The sequence below is a fragment of the Colwellia psychrerythraea genome, assembly GCF_000764225.1.
GTDB classification, from domain to species: domain Bacteria; phylum Pseudomonadota; class Gammaproteobacteria; order Enterobacterales; family Alteromonadaceae; genus Colwellia; species Colwellia psychrerythraea_D.
Genome location: NZ_JQED01000017.1, coordinates 125,212 through 145,071 on the forward strand (window position 1 = coordinate 125,212; position 19,860 = coordinate 145,071).

The window sequence follows — 19,860 nt, forward strand, 5'->3', positions numbered from 1 at the left end:
CTATATTGGACAATCTAGTAAGTGTTTAGAAAATGCAGAATCATCGACAATTGCGCCCTTGTGTTGAATAACACAAGCAGACGCCTTAGCGGCAAAGTTTGCTGCTTGCCTAGGCGTTCTTCCAAGTAATCTTGAACTCAGGTAAGCACCGTTAAAGGCATCTCCAGCTGAAGTGGTATCAACCACCTTTTTAACTGGGTCTACATCAATATAGCTACGAATTCCGTCAACACTTAACAACATGCCTTGCGAGCCATTTTTTATAATAATTTCATTAATAGCAAACTGTTCTAGAAAACCTGCAACGTCCTCAGCACTTTTGGCATTGTATAACACCATATGATCATCAACACCTGGTAAGGCGATATCTGCCAATTCAAATGCTACGGCGTAAGCTGCTCTTGTTTCATTGATAGTACTCCATAGTGTTGGTCGATAGTTGGGATCGAAGATGATTTTAGTGCCTGATGCTTTAAGCTCAAAGATAAAACGCCATAACTTTTGTCTGTCTCTTTCAGATAAAATCGCAATAGAAATACCTGAGAAAAAGAAGCTATCTACATTTTTAAGTGCTGGGTTATCTAAATCATCACTGAGAAATCTAACCACTTGCTTTGCCGCTGATGTTTCACGCCAATAACTAAAACTTCGTTCGCCTTCATCATCAACATCGATTAAATACAAACCCATTTGCGCACTGTTTGATTTATAAACTAAGTTTGTTTCAATTGACTCATTTTTCATCATAGCGAGCATTTCATTGCTGTTTTCATCAGTCCCAATAGCAGTTAAAAATTTAACGTTGGCTTGTTCTTTAACACAGCGTTTAATGTAAATTCCTGTATTGAACACATCACCAGCAAAGCTCTTTTTATAGAGGTTACCACTACTTGATAAGCTAGTCGCACGGCCGAACTCCACCATACATTCGCCCATGACTATTATATTGGCTATGTTTGTTGTCATGCGCATCTTCCCAACTTATGAATGGCAGCAATAGCTTGCTCACTTAACAAAGTGATAGCGTCCCAATCTTTGTTAGCAATAAGATCTTTAGGAACCATCCAAGAGCCGCCTACAGCAAAAATACTGTCATTGGCAAAGTATTCACCTAAATTATCAAGACTTACACCACCTGTAGGGCAGAATTTGACCTGACTAAAAACACTCGCTAATGCTTTAATTGTTTTAATACCGCCATATTGTTCGGCAGGGAAAAATTTGACTTCTGTAATGCCTAACTCTAATGCTTGGGTAATTTCAGAAGGTGAAACTGTACCTGGCAACATAGGTAAACCCGTTTTAATCATGGCTGTAGCTAATGTTCTCGTTAATGATGGGCTTACTAAAAATTGAGCACCAGCAGCTACTGAATCGATAACCTGTTTTGGAGTAGTTAAGGTGCCGACACCTACGGTCATCTCAGGTACTTGCTTTCTTACTGCTTTAATACAATCTAAGGCAACTGGTGAGCGTAAAACGATTTCAGCACAGGTGATGCCACCTTTATACAAAGCTCGGCTGACATGAACAGCTTCTTCAATACTTTCCATGTGTAACACGGGGAGAATAGGACTATTTTTAACTAAGTCTGAAAAACTTGGCTTTAACATAACTTCTCCACGACTGAATTGATATTACTTACTTCGCTAAGCCGTAGGGCTGATAAGCTATTGACTAATTGGGCTTTTAACTTAGTATTCTTTGCAAGTGTTTGACCAAAAATAGACTCAATAGTTAAAAAGGCTTCGACAACTTCTGCGCTGTCATTACTAAGTAGTGCTGGCTGTTTGGCAAAGTCGCTCGCAAGTGGGTCAATAATCTCTCTACCTTCTTTTAAAGCTCGACAAATAAACTCGAACCAACAGGCCAAAGATAAAGACAGCAACTTGGTCGAACGACCAAGCGCTAAGTTATCTTCAATGATAGGTAAAATTCGCATTTGTACTTTTTGTGAACCATCCCATGCAATTTGTGCCAATAAATGACGAATTTCAGGGTTTAAAAAGCGTTCAATAATCTCTTTACTGTAGCTTTCAACATTTAGTTCTTTCGGTGGAACGAAAGAGCCAATCACTTCTTGGTTTGCAAGCTGACAGATGAAATCATAAAAAGCTTCGTCGCTTGTAACATCATAGACAGTTTCAAAGCCAGCAAGCGAGCCAGCATAGGCTAATGTTGAATGTAAGGAGTTAAGTAAGCGTAGTTTGGCTTTTTCAAAACCATCAACGTCTGAGGTGAATACTACGCCAACTTTTTCCCAAGCTGGGCGAGAACCATTCCAATTGTCTTCGATAACCCATTGAGTAAATTGTTCACGTTGAATTGGCCACTCATCCCGAGCTCCTATTGCACTTGTTACACTATCTACGGTGTAATCTTCAGTCTTAGGGGTAATACTATCAACCATGGCATTAGGGAAAGCGACATTAACTTCAATCCAAGTAGCTAAAGCTGCATCTAATTGTGTCGCGTAATCAATAACAGCGCGGCGCAGTTTATCGCCATTACCTGAAACGTTATCGCAACTTAATACGTTAAATGCAGCAACACTATTGATTTTTCTTTGTCCTAAGGCTTGTACGATGTAACCAATAGCACTGATAGGTTGACTTCGGTTAGATAAGTCATGAGCTATGTCACTGTGCTCTAAATCAAGACGACCATCTGAGCCAAGACAGTAACCTTTTTCTGTGATGGTTAAGGTCACAAGTTTGGTATTTGGTGATGTTAATCGGTCCATTACTTGTTGCAGTTGCTCACTGGCAACCAATACTTCTTTAATGGCGCCAATGATTTGATAATTAATTTCTTTATCTAAAATGGCTAAAGTGTATAGATTGTCTTGCTTAGCCAATACGTCACGTGCGGTAGCACTTCTTAATGACACGCCACAAATACCCCAGTTGCCACCGGCTAAATTCATGGCATTTTCTGTGTATACAGCCTGATGCGCTCGATGAAATGCACCAGGACCTAAATGCACAATACCTATTTCGGTATTTTCTCTGTCGTATTGAGGGGTTACTATAACTGGATTAGTAGCTACTTTTGCTACGGTGTTACTTGCTAAATTCATGATTATTTATCGACATGACCCTTACAGGGTTACACCGCCTTTCCAAATTGATATTTCTTTAAATTGATTAAGTTCATTTTTCGTTGCTTTACCGGAGGCTATTTCAAGTAATAAATTAAAAAACTCGTTGGTACATTCATCTTGCGTTTTATCAAGACGTAGCAACTGCCCAGCATCATAATCAATCCAATGCTTTTTGCGCGTTGCTAAGTTACTATTTGAAGCAATTTTAACAGTTGGTACTGGCACGCCTAATGGTGTGCCACGTCCAGTGGTAAATAGCACCATGTTGGCACCACTCGCTGCTAGTGCTGTACAAGAAACGGCATCATTGCCAGGGCCTTGCAATAAAGTAATGCCATTTTTAGCGGTAGCTTTTTCTCCATATTTGATGACATCTTGCACTGGTGCATTACCACCTTTTTGAATAGCGCCAAGAGACTTGTCTTCTAGGGTTGTTAAGCCGCCGTCTTTATTACCGGGGGATGGGTTTTCATAAACAGGCTGATTGTTCTCGATGAAATATTGTTTAAAGCCATCAACAAGAGAAACTATGTCTTTATAAACGGACTCACTTGCCGCGTTGTTCATTAAGACCTGCTCAGCGCCAAACATCTCTGGTGTTTCGGTTAGAATAACTGTTGCGCCATAACCGGCCATTTTTTCGCTGATACGGCCTAACAAAGGATTAGCAGTCAAACCACTCAAACCATCAGAGCCACCACATTTCATTGCTAATGTTAGTTTTGATACTGGGCAGGTTACACGTTTGTCATCGGCCATGGTAGCCAACAATTTCTCAATATGTGCCATACCCTCGGCTTCTTCATCCTCAACTTGTTGCGCGTTGAAGTAAGAAATACGCTCACTCATTTCGCTTGGTAGCTCAGCTATTAACGCCGACAATTGGTTGTTTTCACAGCCTAAACCTAAAAATAAAACGGCCCCTGCATTGGGATTGCCAGCAAGTGATGCAAGTAGCTGTTTAGTTTGTGCTAAATCATCTCCTAATTGTGAACAGCCAAAAGGGTGAGTGACAGCGAGAAAATCATCGGCCAACTTACTAAATTGTGCTTTACATTGGCGTACTAAAGATTGAGCTAAATGGTTAACACAACCAACACTGTTGATAATCCATAGTTCATTACGAATACCCACTAAGCCGTTGCTGCGCGGATACCCCATAAAGGTTGGCATCGTTTCATTATCATTCGCTAAACTATGTTTAGCTGGTTGGTAGGAGAATTTATCATCATCACTTAACAAGGTTTTTAAATTGTGACTATGAACCCAATCACCAGCTTGAATAGCTGATGTTAGGTAACCGATTGAATAACCATATTTGATAATTTTTTCATTTTCCACTTGATTGCTTAACGCAATTTTGTGACCACGGTTAATATTTTCGTTTAAGGTGATATCTTGATTGTTTAGCGAAATAATTGAGCCTTTCGCTAAGTCTTCAAGCGCCACGGCAACATTATCTTTGTTATGGACTTGAATAAAACTTCTTACTTGTGGCTGTACTATGCTCATGATGTTTTCTCTTAACATATTTTCTAAGCTTGCTAACTCGCAGTATCATTGAACCTTGGTAAGGTAACTTAGCAATATAGTCTGATTTATAACTGGTAAAACTCTTGGGCATTTTGCCCCAAAATTAAGTCTTTAGCGTGTGGGGCATTTTCGTTGACAAAATCAAGTACTATCTCTTTGGTTTGGCTATATTCTGCGGCGACTAAACAGACTGGCCAGTCAGAGCCAAACATAATTCTGTGTGGTCCAAACAAATGCAAAACCGTTTGCATAAAGGGGTGAAAATCTTTTAGTTGCCAATTAAGCCAATCAGCCTCGGTGACCATGCCTGAAAGTTTGCAATAGCATTTTGGATTACGTGCAAGGATGCCCATACCTTGTTGCCAAGTATTGAAGTCACTTTTTGACTTAATATCGGGCTTGGCAATGTGGTCAATAACCACATGTAAATGAGGCACTTGCTCAAGCATTTTTATTGCTGCAGGTAGCTGATGAGAAAAAATCAGTAAATCATAACGATAACCTTTATCAGCAAGCATTTGTAAACCGCGAATAAAGTCAGGGCTTTGCATAAAATCAGGGTCTGTTTCCCCTTGAATAACATGACGAAAGCCTACTAATTTTTTATGCTTTTTAAGTCGATCTAACTGTTGTGATAAAGTGTTACTCTTTAGGTCTATCCAGCCTACGACCCCTTTAATTAAAGCCGTATTTTGAGCAAGTTCTAATAACCATAAGGTTTCCTCTATGGACTGTCGAGCTTGTACGGCTATGCTGCTTGAGAAGCCATTATGATGAAGTGTTTTCTCAAGATCTCTGATAAGGAAGTCTTTTTTTAAAGCTGCCATTGAATCATCGATCCAGTCGTAATCAACTGGATCGAATTTCCATAAATGATGGTGGGCATCGATATACATGCAGACCTCCTAATAGTTAATAATTCTCTAGTTAATTTCAATAACGGCTTTAACAACACCTGTTTGTGGTTTAACCCACTCAGGAAAGATAGCTGGGAAGTCATCAAAGCTAGTTTTGTGTGTAACCATAGCCGTAGACTTAACCGACCCATTACTTAAACAAGTCACTACGTGTTCGAAGTCTTCTTTGGTGGCATTACGACTACCTTTTAAAGTGGTTTCACGTTTATGAAACTCTGGATCATTAAAGCTAATATCAGCCTTAACCACACTAACAAATACCAATGTACCGCCGTGAGCTAACCAACCAAAGGTTGATTGCATCGCTCCAGGATTGCCAGTGCAGTCAATAATCACTGTTGGGAAATCACCGTTTGTAAGACTGTCAAGCTGAGCCTTAACATCGTTTTTACAGTCAACGGTAGCATCTATGTTCAATTCAGCTTTTGCGAACGCTAGGCGCTCATCATTAACATCGGCAATAAAAGTTTTAGCGCCAGCAACTTTAGCAAATTGCGCAGCACCTAAGCCTATAGGGCCAGCGCCAAGTACCATTACTGTATCTTTGCTTGTTACCTCACCGCGGCGAACTGAATGAGCACCAATCGCTAAACATTCAACTACGGCTAATTGATCAAAAGGCACACCTTCAGTAACCACTGCATGCGAAGCAGGTAAACATAAGTATTCGCACATGCCGCCATCACGATGTACACCAATTACTTCAATATCAGTACAGCAGTTTGTTTTACCTGTTCGACAGGCAACACAATCACCACATTCTAGGTAGGGAATCACATAAGCAGGTTTACCTACAGGTAAGTCTACACCAGCACCCACTGCTTCAATTTCACCAGAAAGCTCATGGCCAAGTACACGAGGGTAGCTAAAGAATGGCTGATTACCACCATAGGCGTGAATATCTGTACCGCAAATACCAATAGCGCGAATTTTAAGTAATACCTCACCTGGTTTAGGCTGTGGCTTAGTGCTTTCTAAAAAATTTAGCTCTCCGGGTTGTTGGCAAACGATTGACTTCATCATAGGTGATTCCTTTTGGCGACTATAAAAACCTGTATGCTTATAGTTTATTAAGTTGTGTACATTAATTATAGTGTACACCTAGGTGTGTTTTAATGAAAGGACTTTTTTATCTTTTTATAAGTTTCTAGTTAATAGAAGACAAAATAAAGATTGCAACATGGCAGGTGAAGCTCGTTAGCTGCTTGAATTTTTAAGGAGTACAGTGGTATTAAAGCGGCTTACTTTGTGAGGAGACTTTTTTGTGTATTTTATAAGTAGGTGGCAAATTTAATGGAGGAGAATAAGTGAAAAATTATTGCTCATAATGGCAACATATAGCCCAATACAGCTAATACTTGAAATATAGAACGTTTTTTGAATTAGGGTTAAAAGGTACTTACCTCAAAGATTAGAATAAGAGGTAAGTACAGGGAAATTATTTGGTGTTGTGATTAATGTTCTTTGAAAACGGTTTGTTTAATACCTATTTTATCTTTTTGAAAGCCAGGTCTTACTTTCCCTGTGAAAGGCTGATAACTATTGACAGGATCATCGTTAGTTAAAGGATCGCCTACTTCAACTTTTAGCTCTTCCAATTTAGCAGTTAGTTCTTGAATAATACTAGCACTGCCTTCTGCATTTGAAATATCGTGCATTTCCCAAGGGTCATTCATTAAATCAAACAATACATTTCTTTTTAGTAATGGATAGTAAACTAATTTGTACCTGTGGTTTCTGGCCATACGTTGAAAATGTCGATAACTTCCATAGATATAATTATTCATGACAGTCTTTTCACCACGGATAATAGGTAGCACACTCGGGCCTTGAACAGATTCTGGGGTATCAATACCAGCTAGTTCTGCTGTTGTAGCAAAAATACTGTTTAAATAAAACATACCCTTTGCACGAGTATTTTCTGGAATCCCATTACCGACCATGATAAACGGAGTACGAATACTATGATCATAAACACTTTGCTTCCCAGCTAATCCATGCTTTCCAACTGCTAAACCGTGATCGGAAGTAAAAATAATATATGTATTGTTAGCGTATGGTGATTTTTCTAAACTATCAAGGATTCGACCAATTTGATCATCCATGTGTTCAATCATGGCGTAGTACTCACCAATAAATTCCTTTGTTTGTTTTTCAGTACGTGGGAATGTCATTAAAGCTTCATCACGAATATTATAATCACCTGCATCTATTTCTGGCATAGGTAAAAAGTTTGGCGGTAGGTTGATACTTTCTGCTGGGTACTTATCCACATAAGACTGTGGAGATTGGCGCGGGTCATGTGGTGCTGTAAAGGCCACATACATAAAAAAGGGATTGTTGTTTCTTTTTTCTTTAGTTTCAATATAACTTATTGCTGCATCAGCAAAAGCTTCGCTGGTGTGTTGGTTTTTTTGCTTTTTAGCCCACTTAATTTTCTCGCCGAAATCAGTCAACCAAGGCTTCCATTGACCACCTTTTCTTATGGGAGCCATTCCTCCTTCATGTACGGCGCGACCTATATTAAATGAGCGTTTTAATGCATTGTCACCCACATGCCACTTGCCGGTAATAAAGGTTTCATAGCCTGATTGACGAAAAGTTTCACCCATTAACGGGTAGGTAGTTTTATTTGACACAGGAGAGAAGCCCGTCATATGTAGATTACGGCCAGTGTTAATCATTTGGCGGCTTGGCGCACAAACGGCACCAGACCATGAGCCTTGGTTGAAGACATGGGTAAATGCCATACCACTGTGTGCTAGCCTATCTATATTAGGTGTTTGGATTGCTTTGTTGCCTAATGCGTTGATTGTATCTATAGATTGGTCATCTGTGATAATCAGTAATATGTTAGGGCGCTCATTTTGTTCAGAATAACTTGGTGAAACTGTAAGGGAGCTTATTGCGCACAATATTATAAATAGAAATTTTATTGCTCTAAAGGTGTTGTTCATCATAAACCTTAATTTAGTTTTGCTTATTATAAATAGAAATTGTCATGGGTAATGGTTAATTTTTATCTACTATTTTTAAATAAAAGAGCAACTTAAGCAGCCCTTTTTATGATTGTTATTTGCTTTAACTCGTTACGCTTTATGGATGTTATGAGCTCTATAGCCATAAGCAGCGATGACAATAAAGCAAATTAGTGGTAATAAAAATGAAGTTTGTACCGAAGGAATACCAGCAATAATTGATGGGCCATCTATCATATTACCTTGTAGTGGTGGCATTAATGCGCCTCCAACAATAGCCATGACTAAACCCGCAGAAGCTAAGCTTGCATCATTACCTGTATCTTTTAGAGCAATACCATAAATTGTAGGGAACATTAATGACATACAAGCTGATGTAGCTATAAGGCAGTACAACCCAGCCATACCACCAATAAAGATAGTACCAAATGACAGTATAATGCCGCCAATAGCTAATATTTGTAGTAGTTGTCCAGGGCGGATTTTAGCTAGTAGGAAGGTGCAAATGAAACGACTGGCTAAGAAAATTCCCATCGCAATTATATTAAATTGTTGTGCTTGAGCGGCAGTTAAACCAACGGAAGTGATCCCGTAATGTATAATGAAAGTCCAACACATAATTTGTGCACCAACATAAAACGCTTGGGCGATAACACCTTCACGGTATCTCGCGTTGGAAAGTAAACGAACAAAAGTAGCTTTTAATACATGAGCGCTTAAAGGCTCATCATGAGTAATAGTGTCAGGTAATTTTCGAAATAAAAACACAAGAAATAGTAATGCCACTACCGAAGCAATGGCAATATAGGGGCCGCGAACCGTTATTAAGTCAGCAGCTTGCATAGCTTGATGAGCAGCTGGCTCTGCAGTTGAAAAGTCAACCAAAGCTTGTGTTAATTTCCCATCAACTACAGAAGGTAACATCTCTGCGTATTCAGGATGAGCAGACTTTTCAAGCGCACGGAACTCCTCAACTTTGAGCTCACTTAAAATGTAATTGGAAGCAACGAACATACCGCCAAGGGAGCCAATAGGGTTAAAAGCTTGCGCTAGGTTTAAACGTTGTGTTGATGTTTCTGGAGAGCCCATTGAAAGAATGTAAGGGTTGGCAGTTGTTTCTAAGAGGGCAAGTCCGCAAGTTAACACACATAAAGCTAATAAAAAGAAGTTAAACTGAGCGGTGATACTGGCGGGTAAAAACAATAATGCGCCAAGAGCATAAAGTGCTAAGCCTAGTAATATTCCTGCTTTGTATGAGAAACGACGGATAAAAATAGCTGCTGGTATTGCCATAATGCCATAACCTAAATAAAAGGCGAATTGCACCATCGAGCTTTGGGCATTGCTAATTAGGAAAATATCTTTAAAAGCTTTTACTAATGGATTAGTGATGTCATTAGCGAAACCCCATAATGGAAATAATGCCGCGACGAGTATAAAAGGAAACAGGTACTCCTTAGATAGTATGGGCGTTTTAGAAACGTTTGATTGGTTGATAGTATTGTCTACTATCTTGGCTGTGGTTGTCATATTGACCTCTCATGCATTAGTTTATCACTTTTTAGATATTATTTTTCAGCACTGTCAGGGCTTAATATTGTGTGATTTTTATAGTTAATGTACACAAGGTACTTATTATAGGCTATTCTGTCAACACATTAACTGTTGATTATTATTAAAGGTCAATATGGTTTGTCGTTGTTATTTGGTTAAGAGCTGTCACTTTCAGCTACGATGGTGACAAGATATTGGGCTATTATTTTTGTAAAGTAATGACATTGATTGACAATTTAAACAGATGAAATTCGGCTTCTAGGAACTTAATTGAAATGAGAAATACCTATCTACTACTAATTATTGTTATCAGCTTAAACTCTCTTATGATAACTGAAAGCTATGCAAAAAGTACAATTGAGGATAGCCAATCTGATCAATCATGTATTCGTTGTCATACTAGTTCAGTACAAGCATGGCAAAAATCTGATCATGCCAAATCAATGGCTTTGCCGGATAAAAATTCAATACTTGCTGATTTTAATAATACTGACATTGAACATTATGGACAGAAGGCACACTTTTTTATTAAAGATAATGAATATCAAGTAACTATTTCTTATAACAATAATATTGACCAATACCCTATAAAGTACACTTTTGGATATTTCCCCGTACAACAATATTTAGTTGAAACGGAGAAAGGAAAATTGCAAGTATTACCCTTCGCTTGGGATGCTAGAACCAAAGAAAATGGTGGCCAACGTTGGTATCATAACTATAGCCATGAAGAAATTAGGCCAGAAGATAGGTTACATTGGCGTCAACCTCTACAAAACTGGAATGGCATGTGCGCCGATTGTCACTCTGACGGTCTTAAAAGAAATTACGATAGCGACCAAAACCAATTTGAGACGACATTTGATAATATCAATGTTGGTTGTTTATCATGTCATGACGATATGTCGGAACATGCAAAAACAACTAAACGTAATGTTGCCAATGATATCACCTCAACAAAACACCCTACCGGTCAGTGGCTAAGAGCAGCGGCAGATAAAACCGCTAAATGGCAGGGCGCGAAACGCAATAATAGTTTTATGGATAACTGCTTTGCTTGTCATGCTTTGCGCGCTCCACTAACCGATGGTATTAAAGTCAACACACCTTTTCTGGATCAGTTTATGCCACAACTACCTTCTGCCCCTAGCTACCATGCTGATGGACAAATCAAAGAAGAAGTTTATGTCTATGGCTCTTTTTTACAGAGTAAAATGTATAACAAAGGCGTTAACTGTTTGGATTGCCATGATAAACACACCATGAAATTAAAAATTGAAGGCAATGGCTTATGTCTACAGTGCCATGGCGGCGAAGTTTATAACGTGACATCTCATCATCAACATCAGGAGTCATCGACTGGGGCACAGTGTGCTAATTGCCATATGCCGACAAACCGCTATATGGGCGTAGATGACAGACGAGATCATAGTTTTAAAATTCCAAGACCAGACTTATCTGTTGATTTTAATACACCTAATGCGTGTACACAGTGCCATGAGGATAAAACTAATCAATGGGCGAGTGATAACTTAGAAAAATGGCATGGTAAGCCAAAAGCTATATCAAAGAGTAAGCAGTTTTTAATAGTATTAAATAACGGCCAAGCTATTAACCTTGAAGATCACTTAAGTATTATTGCCGATACCAAGCTTGATGTAATAAGCAGAGCCAGCGCGCTACAAATGCTTAGCTTCACTACGCAAATGATCACCATTGAGATATTAAAACCCTACTTAGAACACTCAGAGAGTTTATTACGACTCAGTGCTGCAAATGCTGCATTATTGTTAACTCCAGTGGAAAGAGTAATACATCTTACCCCTTTATTAGTTGATGAATTTAAAGCGATCCGAGTAGCAGCGGCAAGAAATTTAGTGGCGAGCAAAATTTCAGCAAAAAATCAGCAAGCGTTTGATGAAGCGCTCAGTGAGCTATTTGATACGAATGAGTTGAGTAGTTGGCGCGGAGAAGGTCGAGCTAATCAAGGTGCTATAGCTATAGAAACAAATGATTTCTTGGCAGCAGAAAAATATTTTCGAGGATCGATAATAATTGAACCATACTTTGAGGCAAGTTATATCAATTTAGCTGATGTCTACCGAGTTCAGCAACGTTCAATAGAAGCCGCTGCAGTGTTAGTTGAAGGAACAAAAAACTTACCAAAATCAGCAGTAATTAAATATGCGTATGGTTTGCATTTAGTTCGACAGAAAAATTATGTTAACGCAGTTACTTTGTTCGAAGAAGCTGTGCATTTATCTCCTGAAAATTCTCAATATGCTTATACCCTTGTGCTTGCGTTAGATGGAATAGGGCACAGTAAAAAGGCATTAAGCAAACTTAAAACTCTCATTCTAGATTATGAAGATAAGGCTAAATTAAAAGAGCTTGGTTTGTATCTTTCTCAAAAAAGCAATAATAAAGCTGATTATGATTGGTTTATTAAGTTATAAGTGACTTGGGACTTCCACTTAATTATTTTTACTGTTAAATGCACGTATGCTTCCTTGTTGTAGCTTGTAGTTACTTCCTTTTTTAATAAAGCTTTAGTTATTAACGTGTTTTTTTAACAGATTGAATTCGTTTGAATTTATATCTTCTTCAGCACAAATACTTAACAGGTCGTCAATAAAGTACTTTAACGCTCTGCTTTCAATATTTTTAACCTTTTCTTGTTGTGTAGGCGTTAGCATTTGATAGCTAGTCGCCGCACCAAAGTCACCAAAAATAATATTACCTTGGCTATCAAATAAGGTGTTGTGAGCGTATAAATCACCGTGACATACTTGATTGTTATGCAAGTGCACGAACACGTCTTGCATTTGGCTGACGATGCGGTTAATGAGCTGAATGGGTAAGTTAAAACCTGGTGGAAAGGTATCTCGGGTGCAGCTTTTAAAACAAGGTGGTAAACCTAAGTTTTGATAATTCTCAGGGATCAACGTCATGATTAATGCAAGATAGTTTTCTTCATTCACTTGCGCCACTGATGCTACTAAATTTGGATGATGCCCGGCTTGTAAGCAAGCTTGTAACTCATCTTGCGGGTAACCATCGCTGGTGATTTCACCTTTAAATACTTTTACGGCGATTTCTTCAGGAAATTGTGATTGTGGTGCATTCCAATGAGCCTTGGAAATAATACCTGAAGCGCCTTGGCCTAATACATTTTCTAAGGTATAGCTTGCTGATGAAATTTCAGGGACGGATTTTATTTGGGCGTGAATATCACTATTAATCTTAGCTTCAACCTTTGTAAATGGGTTGCCGGCAAAGGCAAACCAGGCCAAATTAGGTAGATCTAATAGTTGTTCAGGGCATTCTGTTAGTTGATTAGCAGAAATACGTACCAGCTCTAGGTTACGAGATTGTGCTAATGTTTGCGGCAGATGTGTTAACTGGTTACCCGCTAATGCTAACTTTTGTAGCCTTGGGCGCTCACCTAAACTATTGGGTAGAGTTTCAATTAAATTATCCGTTAAGATTAACCAACGTAATTGTGCTGGCAGCGATTGTTCGGACACCCGCTTTATTTTGTTTGACTTAAAACCAATCATTTCTAAGCTAGGTAGCTGCCCTAATATGTCAGGCAAATGTTCAAATTTATTCTGTGAGGCAAAAATAATTTTGAGCTTTTTCATATGAGCTAATTCATCAGGCAATGATGATAAGGCATTATTAGATAAATCGAGGATCTCTAAACTGTCAGCTAACGTTAAAATTTCTAGGGGGAATGTCTTCAGGCTTTCAGATAATTTTAATTGACTGATGCCGGCGAGCTTACCAGAGCGAAGTTGAGAAAGCGTATGCAACATAAAATGTCCGTAGAAAAGAATAAAAAGGCGCGCTAGTGTACAAGAAACTCGTTATTAAATCTTGGGCAATCGCGCAGTGATATTTTGCCTTTATCTCTTTTGATATTTTGGATGTAAACTCAAATAGTCACACCAAATACTAAAGTTAGAGTGATTGTAACGTATGTCCGTAGCAGTAAACCATTTTGAATATTCAATGGCCTTGAGACGAAATAGAATTTTATTACCGTCAATAGCAACATGACAGATTAAATTTTCCATGGTCTTATTACTTACTTGCACTTGGGCAAATCCCTTGGCATTACGTTGATGTTTTACTGCTATCTTAGGCATAGATAAAGCGCTAACAGAGAATAAGAATGCAGTGAGCAAAGCAAATAGCTTTATAGTCATTGTTATGTTATTTCAACCATTTATAAAATAATGTCAAGTTTAGCATTGAAAGCGAATTAAGTGTCTCCATAACTTATAACAACGCGGTAATTTCATACTAATTATTGCAACTCAATTACAATATTTTAAAAATATGCTTAATAAAAGCATTTACAAGAGATAAAGTCATGGCTAATTTCGTACCTGTTAGAAAAGAACAACATCAAAATCTTAAACTTGCTAGCAAGCGCGATCTTGCACATATTGCTGGTCAACACATTGTTTCTTTAACCGCTGCTGAATATGCGCAAGCATCGGCAAGTTATCCTGTGTTACTCGTTAAAAATCCGAACTCACCTCGTTACCGAAGCGTTGCTATGTTAGGTTTAGAATCAGGTGAAAACTTATATTATAAAGATGAAAAGTGGAGTGGTTTATCATTACCACAAAGTGTTGGCATGGCACCCTTTGCTTTGGGTTTAGATCCTGACAAAGAAAATACCCTAACAGCCTGTGTTGATATTGATAGCGATTTAGTTGCTGAAGACAAAGAGCTTGCTTTGTTTGACGCTGACGGAAAAGAAACAGAGTTATTAACTAACGTACAAAACTCACTAGGTCGTTTATATGAAAATGAAAAAATGACTGAAAACTTCATTAAGGAACTTGAAGAAAATGAATTACTACAAGAGCTTGAGTTAAATATTGATTTTAATAATGGTGAAAAGAAAAAGCTTACAGGTATTTTTACTGTTAATGAAGATAAAGTTAAAGCATTAGCCGACGACAAAGTTTTAGATTTCCACAAACGTGGGTTGTTTGTGCCAATTTATGCAATGTTAGGTTCTTTAGGGCAAATTAACCGACTAGTACAATTGCGTAACCAAACTGGTAATGCTCAAATTACTAGCATTCAAATTGCACCCTTAGCTCAAGAAGAAATAAAAGAAGAAACTGCAGAGAGTTAATTCATCTGCTTATACGGTAGTAATAAAATATATAGAATAATATCAAGGGGCTTTTGCCCCTTTTTTGTTGCTTTTTTGTTAAAAAAAATTACTTTTCATATTCCTGTGCTGGTACACCTGTGATAATTTAAGCTATAGCGATTTATAATAATGAGAATAATATGGTCGATAAAAATAAATTTTCTAAGGATGTAGAAGAGCAAATTCAAAGCTTAGCTAGTGATATATATATTCAAGTAGAAGATAAATTAACGCATTTAATATCTGCTGCAGTTAAGACTGAGGCGAGTAAAAACATTGATCAGCAAAACCAATATCTGTCAGAGAAAGAACAATCATTACATAAAGATTTTGCGGAAAAACAGCAATTACAACAAGAAGAAGTTTCACAGCTTAAACAAGCGTTAGCTGAAAAGCAGTTAGATGAAGCGACAAATAAGCAAAATTTTCAGGTAGAACTCACGCAAAATACTATTAATTACACCGAAACTATTGAATGTCTAGAAAAAGAAATTGTTAATTTAAAACAGCAACAAACGCTGCAACAAGACAGAAATCAAAGTAGTGATAATAAGTTAGATGAGAAACTGATTGAAACAGAACAAAAATTAAATGATAAAAACCAAGAAATTGACGGCTTAAATGGCCGAATTATGGTCTTAACTGAGCAAGAGCAAAGTTTGACCACACAATTAACTGCTGCTAAAGAACAGGTTCAGCTAACGGCAAAGCAACAAAGTGAGGCTGTAACTGCCGCTAAATCTCAAGCCGATGCATCCGCTAAAAAACAAATTGACATATTGACTGAGAAATTACAGTTAAATGAAAAGCAGCATAGTGAGGCGCTCACAACGATTAAAAATGAAACGGAAGCCTCTGCTAAGCAACAAATTGAAGCGCTAACTGAAAAATTTAAGGTAAATGAAAAACAGCAGGGTGAAGCGGCCTCAGTTATTAAAAATCAAGCAGAATCAGCGGCTAAACAAAAAATCGAGGTGTTAACCGAGAAGCTACAGAAACTTGAAAGTGACAGTGCTCAAATTCTGGCTGAAACACAGCAAAAGGGAAATACGAAAGTAACAGAGTTAGAGCAACAGATTTCTCAGTTAGAAAAGCAAGCGCAGCAGCAAAAAAACAGCGAGACTGAATTACAGCAGAAACTATTGGCACAGCAAAAATTAATTGATTCAGCACAAGATAAACATAAGAAATCTGAACAAAAAAGCCAAGATTATCAATCACAAATAATTAAAGTTACCGAACAAGCAGCCATTGATAAACAGCAACTTTTGGATGAAGCAAAGTCTCTCAAAGAAAAGGGTGAACAAGAAATACAGCAACACCTTGAAGAGAAAAAAGTCATTAATGAGAGCGCTGAGCAAGTAAAACAACAGCACCTTGATGAAATAAAAGCAATTCAACAGCAAGCTGAACAAGCAAAGCAGGTACACCTAGAAGAAATAAAAGCTGTTCATGAAAGCACTGAAAAAATCAAACTGCGACATCATGATGAAATGAAAGTGATTAACGAAACAGCAGAACAAGTTAAGCAATCGCACCTTGATGAGATTAAAAAAATTAATGAAAGCGCTGAAGAAGTGAATAAATTACAAGCAGCAGCGCAGCAAAACATTATCGAATTAGAAAAAGCTAACGAGCAACTAAACAATCAAATAGCATCTGAACAAGATGAGGTGAAATTATACCAGCAACAAATTTCAGTACTTAATGAACAAGTGAAAGTCGCACAAGAAGGGCAAGAAAACATTTTGCAACGGTTTAATAAAAATCGTGAGAAACAAGAAATTGAAAATAATAAAGTGCGAGAAACCATTAAATTCTTACGTGATGAGAATCATCAATTGATTAGTGATATCAGTGAACAAAAAGCTCAATTTCATGATCAAATAAGTGAACTGGAACATAAGTTAACCGAGTATAGATTGAAGTTTGAGTATGCACAGAAACAATTAACCAGCTAGTTGTTTCGATATCTATATACCCAAACCACTTGAAGATGAGTATTTCAGTATGCTTGAGCGATTCATGATCAAGACGCCTCTTTTTATTAAGGGTTATTTCCTTAAAAAAGGAGGCAACGAAGAGCATGGCTTGCTCACACGTCCCCGCAGGGCTGGTTTAGAAACGCTTTATACTGCGTTATTGATTTTGACAATATAATAACTATTCTCTTCAACCAATGCCTTGCCTAAAGGCATTTCTAATTCCAGCTGAAACCTGCATCTTCAGGTAGTTTGGGTATACAATACAGCCATGAGTAAACCAAGCTTATTCGCATTTTGCATAAGCTTGGGTATAATCCAGTTAATTATCTCAACCGAGTATATATAAGTGGCTATTCACCTTCCTTTTGCCAAGTTAAGTCATTGGCATCAAATTGCTTTCTCTGCAGCATTACTTGAGCGCATGTTACCTAATTATCAAATGTTTAGTGAAGGGGCTGAATTTGGTAATGCTAACGTATTACGTAATCAACTCGATATTATTTGGCAATGGCTTGATAATAGCAGTACGGTAAAAATTAATAGCGATGCCCAATTACTTAAATTAGAAGCTGAAACTCCGGACCCCGAAGCGTTTGATTCTTTTGGTGTCTTTCCAGCGCTTGATGCTTGCATGGCGCTGTCAGCTTTGTGGCAATTAATGCAAGTTAAACCGCAGAAGAAACCAAAAATATCAGAAGTTGATATTGACGACATCCAAAGCATCAGTCGTTTATCTCACAATAGTGTGAGTTACTATGTTGAGCTGTTATTGCTTGAAGAAGTGGCAGAGTCTGTTGAGGAGGAATTTACTATCAGTCCTGAACAAATGGCTGAACATCCCCTGATGCAGTGGGAAAAAGACACGCAAAATGAGCTGTTTGATTTTCTAAAATTTGCTGCCGCCGATAAACGTACTTGCAAGTTAGCTAAGCAGATGAGTTTGTCTGAAGGTTTATCTAACTTAGGCATAGAGATCGCTTAGTAATGAAGCTTAACCTCAAGTTCAAATAAAAAACTCTTAATTTAGGAAATTAATATGAAGTTATTTAATTGTGCATTTTTTGCAATTATCTTGTTTGCCATTATGCCCGTGCATGCAAAAGCTGTTGTTGATAAAAACACTAAAATTGAGCAGGCTATTACGCAAGCTATGACAAGGTTCCAAGTGCCCGGTGTAGCCGTAGCAATTATTAAAGATAATACCGTGGTAATGAGTAAGGGGTTTGGTGTTATTGAACATGGAAAACCCGCTAAAGTTAACGCTGATACAGTCTTTGGCATTGCTTCTAATACTAAAGCGATGACTGCTGCGTTGTTGGCTAATTTAGTCGATGAAGGCAAGTTAACTTGGCAAACAAAAGTTATTGATATCATCCCTGAATTTCAGATGCCAAATGCCTATGTGACCCGTGAATTTACTATTACTGACTTACTCGCTCACAATTCAGGTTTAGGCTTAGGTGCTGGCGATCTAATGATTTGGCCACATACTACATTAACTAATGATGATGTTATTAAGGGTTTAAAGTACTTACCAGAAGTCTCGAGTTTTCGTAGTGAATTTGCTTATGATAATTTAATGTACATCATTGCTGGCGAAGTAATTACTCGTGTTACTGGCAAACCTTGGAGTGATGTAATTCAAGAGCGCATTTTTACTCCCCTTGGCATGAAAAATACTAGAGCAACTTTCTCATTAATCGAGAAGGAAAATAACAATGTAGCAAGAGCGCATGTACCACTTAATGATGAGTTGAATGTTGTAGGGGGCAACTTGTTAGAGAAGTTTTCATCAGCTGGCTCTGTGGCGTCTAGCGTTAATGATATGAGTTTGTGGTTAAAGGCTCAGTTAAATCAAGGTGCTTATGGTGACAAATTAAATGAAAATTCCCCTCGTTTATTTTCAGCTAAACAAAGTCATACCATGTGGAAACCACAAACCTTACTTGCCGTTTCAGACAAAGCAACAGTGCAAGATAAAACACATTTTTCAGCTTACGGTTTGGGCTGGTTTATGAAAGATTATCATGGGGTTAAGTTGATTCATCACAGCGGTGGTATTTTAGGCATGGTTTCTAAAGTAGTGTTAGTGCCTGAAGAAAATCTCGCCTTGGTCATTTTAACTAATCAACAATCAGGCTACGCTTTCAATGCAATTTATCAGCAAATTTTAAATGAGTATCTTGAATTACCTAAAAAAGATTGGGTTACTTATTATTATGAGAAGCAGCAGAAAAATGTTGCTAAAGAGCAAAAGCGTTTAGCTCTCGCGGCAGAGACAGTAAATAAAAATTCAGCGCACTCCTTAGTATTGCGCGAATATGCGCAGACTTACGTTGATAATTGGTATGGTGAAATTCACATTAGCTTTAAAAATAATAAGTTACATATGCAATTTGGTAATACTCCAGAATTAATAGGCAGCTTAGAGCATTACCAGCATAATACCTTTATTGTTCGTTGGCATGATAGAACGCTTGAGGCTGATGCTTTTGTTAACTTTAATCTCAATGAAGACGGCGGAATTAATTTCGTCACGATGAAAGCAGTATCTCGAGCAACAGACTTTAGCTTTGACTTTCATGACTTAAAGCTAGTGCCGAAGAAATAA

General features: G+C 37.9%; 15 protein-coding genes. 5 read left to right on the plus strand and 10 right to left on the minus strand.

The window, feature by feature from the left end; genetic code table 11:
• From ND2E_RS12160 to fucP, 8 genes are all read right to left on the minus strand, one after another.
• The gene (locus tag ND2E_RS12160) at positions 1-966 is read right to left on the minus strand and encodes a sugar kinase (RefSeq protein ID WP_033093615.1); all 966 of its coding nucleotides are present in this window, start codon (positions 964-966) and stop codon (positions 1-3) included.
• Positions 963-1,613 (minus strand): bifunctional 4-hydroxy-2-oxoglutarate aldolase/2-dehydro-3-deoxy-phosphogluconate aldolase, encoded by a 651-nt coding sequence (gene eda, locus ND2E_RS12155; protein ID WP_033093616.1) that lies wholly within the window; start codon positions 1,611-1,613, stop codon positions 963-965. The genes ND2E_RS12160 and eda overlap by 4 nt, the downstream gene beginning before the upstream one ends.
• Positions 1,607-3,079, minus strand: coding sequence for a mannitol dehydrogenase family protein (locus tag ND2E_RS12150; RefSeq protein ID WP_033093617.1), 1,473 nt, complete (start codon positions 3,077-3,079; stop codon positions 1,607-1,609). The genes eda and ND2E_RS12150 overlap by 7 nt, the downstream gene beginning before the upstream one ends.
• Positions 3,080-3,100: 21 nt before the next feature.
• Positions 3,101-4,615 (minus strand): UxaA family hydrolase, encoded by a 1,515-nt coding sequence (locus tag ND2E_RS12145; protein ID WP_033093618.1) that lies wholly within the window; start codon positions 4,613-4,615, stop codon positions 3,101-3,103.
• 86 nt (positions 4,616-4,701) lie between these two features.
• Positions 4,702-5,532, minus strand: a complete 831-nt coding sequence (locus ND2E_RS12140; protein ID WP_033093619.1) for an amidohydrolase family protein — start codon at positions 5,530-5,532, stop codon at positions 4,702-4,704.
• A gap of 27 nt (positions 5,533-5,559) precedes the next feature.
• The gene (locus ND2E_RS12135; RefSeq protein ID WP_223303590.1) at positions 5,560-6,576 is read right to left on the minus strand and encodes a zinc-binding alcohol dehydrogenase family protein; all 1,017 of its coding nucleotides are present in this window, start codon (positions 6,574-6,576) and stop codon (positions 5,560-5,562) included.
• Between the two features lie 431 nt (positions 6,577-7,007).
• Positions 7,008-8,513: a sulfatase-like hydrolase/transferase gene (locus ND2E_RS12130; RefSeq protein ID WP_033093620.1), complete on the minus strand. Its 1,506-nt coding sequence runs from the start codon at positions 8,511-8,513 to the stop codon at positions 7,008-7,010.
• 129 nt (positions 8,514-8,642) lie between these two features.
• Positions 8,643-10,061 carry an L-fucose:H+ symporter permease gene (fucP, locus tag ND2E_RS12125; RefSeq protein ID WP_052056457.1) on the minus strand — a complete coding sequence of 473 codons (1,419 nt, stop codon included), beginning with the start codon at positions 10,059-10,061 and terminating at the stop codon, positions 8,643-8,645.
• Positions 10,062-10,360: 299 nt separating this feature from the next.
• Here fucP and ND2E_RS12120 point away from each other — a divergent pair, with 299 nt between their 5' ends.
• On the plus strand, positions 10,361-12,541 hold the full coding sequence (locus ND2E_RS12120; RefSeq protein ID WP_033093621.1) for a multiheme c-type cytochrome: 2,181 nt from the start codon (positions 10,361-10,363) through the stop codon (positions 12,539-12,541).
• Positions 12,542-12,634: 93 nt separating this feature from the next.
• Here ND2E_RS12120 and ND2E_RS12115 read toward each other — a convergent pair whose 3' ends face one another.
• Both ND2E_RS12115 and ND2E_RS12110 read right to left on the minus strand, forming a co-directional pair.
• Positions 12,635-13,900 (minus strand): leucine-rich repeat-containing protein kinase family protein, encoded by a 1,266-nt coding sequence (locus tag ND2E_RS12115; protein WP_033093751.1) that lies wholly within the window; start codon positions 13,898-13,900, stop codon positions 12,635-12,637.
• Between the two features lie 93 nt (positions 13,901-13,993).
• Complete coding sequence (locus ND2E_RS12110) at positions 13,994-14,296, minus strand: hypothetical protein (RefSeq protein ID WP_223303591.1); 303 nt, start codon at positions 14,294-14,296, stop codon at positions 13,994-13,996.
• Between the two features lie 167 nt (positions 14,297-14,463).
• On the opposite strand from ND2E_RS12110, the gene ND2E_RS12105 reads away from it, so the two are divergent.
• From ND2E_RS12105 to ND2E_RS12090, 4 genes are all read left to right on the plus strand, one after another.
• A complete protein-coding gene (locus tag ND2E_RS12105; protein ID WP_033093622.1) occupies positions 14,464-15,243 on the plus strand; it encodes a SapC family protein in 780 nt (259 codons plus the stop codon).
• A 161-nt stretch (positions 15,244-15,404) separates the two neighbouring features.
• The gene (locus tag ND2E_RS12100; protein WP_033093623.1) at positions 15,405-17,225 is read left to right on the plus strand and encodes a coiled-coil domain-containing protein; all 1,821 of its coding nucleotides are present in this window, start codon (positions 15,405-15,407) and stop codon (positions 17,223-17,225) included.
• A gap of 370 nt (positions 17,226-17,595) precedes the next feature.
• Complete coding sequence (locus ND2E_RS12095; RefSeq protein WP_033093624.1) at positions 17,596-18,231, plus strand: YjaG family protein; 636 nt, start codon at positions 17,596-17,598, stop codon at positions 18,229-18,231.
• 54 nt (positions 18,232-18,285) lie between these two features.
• On the plus strand, positions 18,286-19,860 hold the full coding sequence (locus ND2E_RS12090) for a serine hydrolase (protein WP_033093625.1): 1,575 nt from the start codon (positions 18,286-18,288) through the stop codon (positions 19,858-19,860).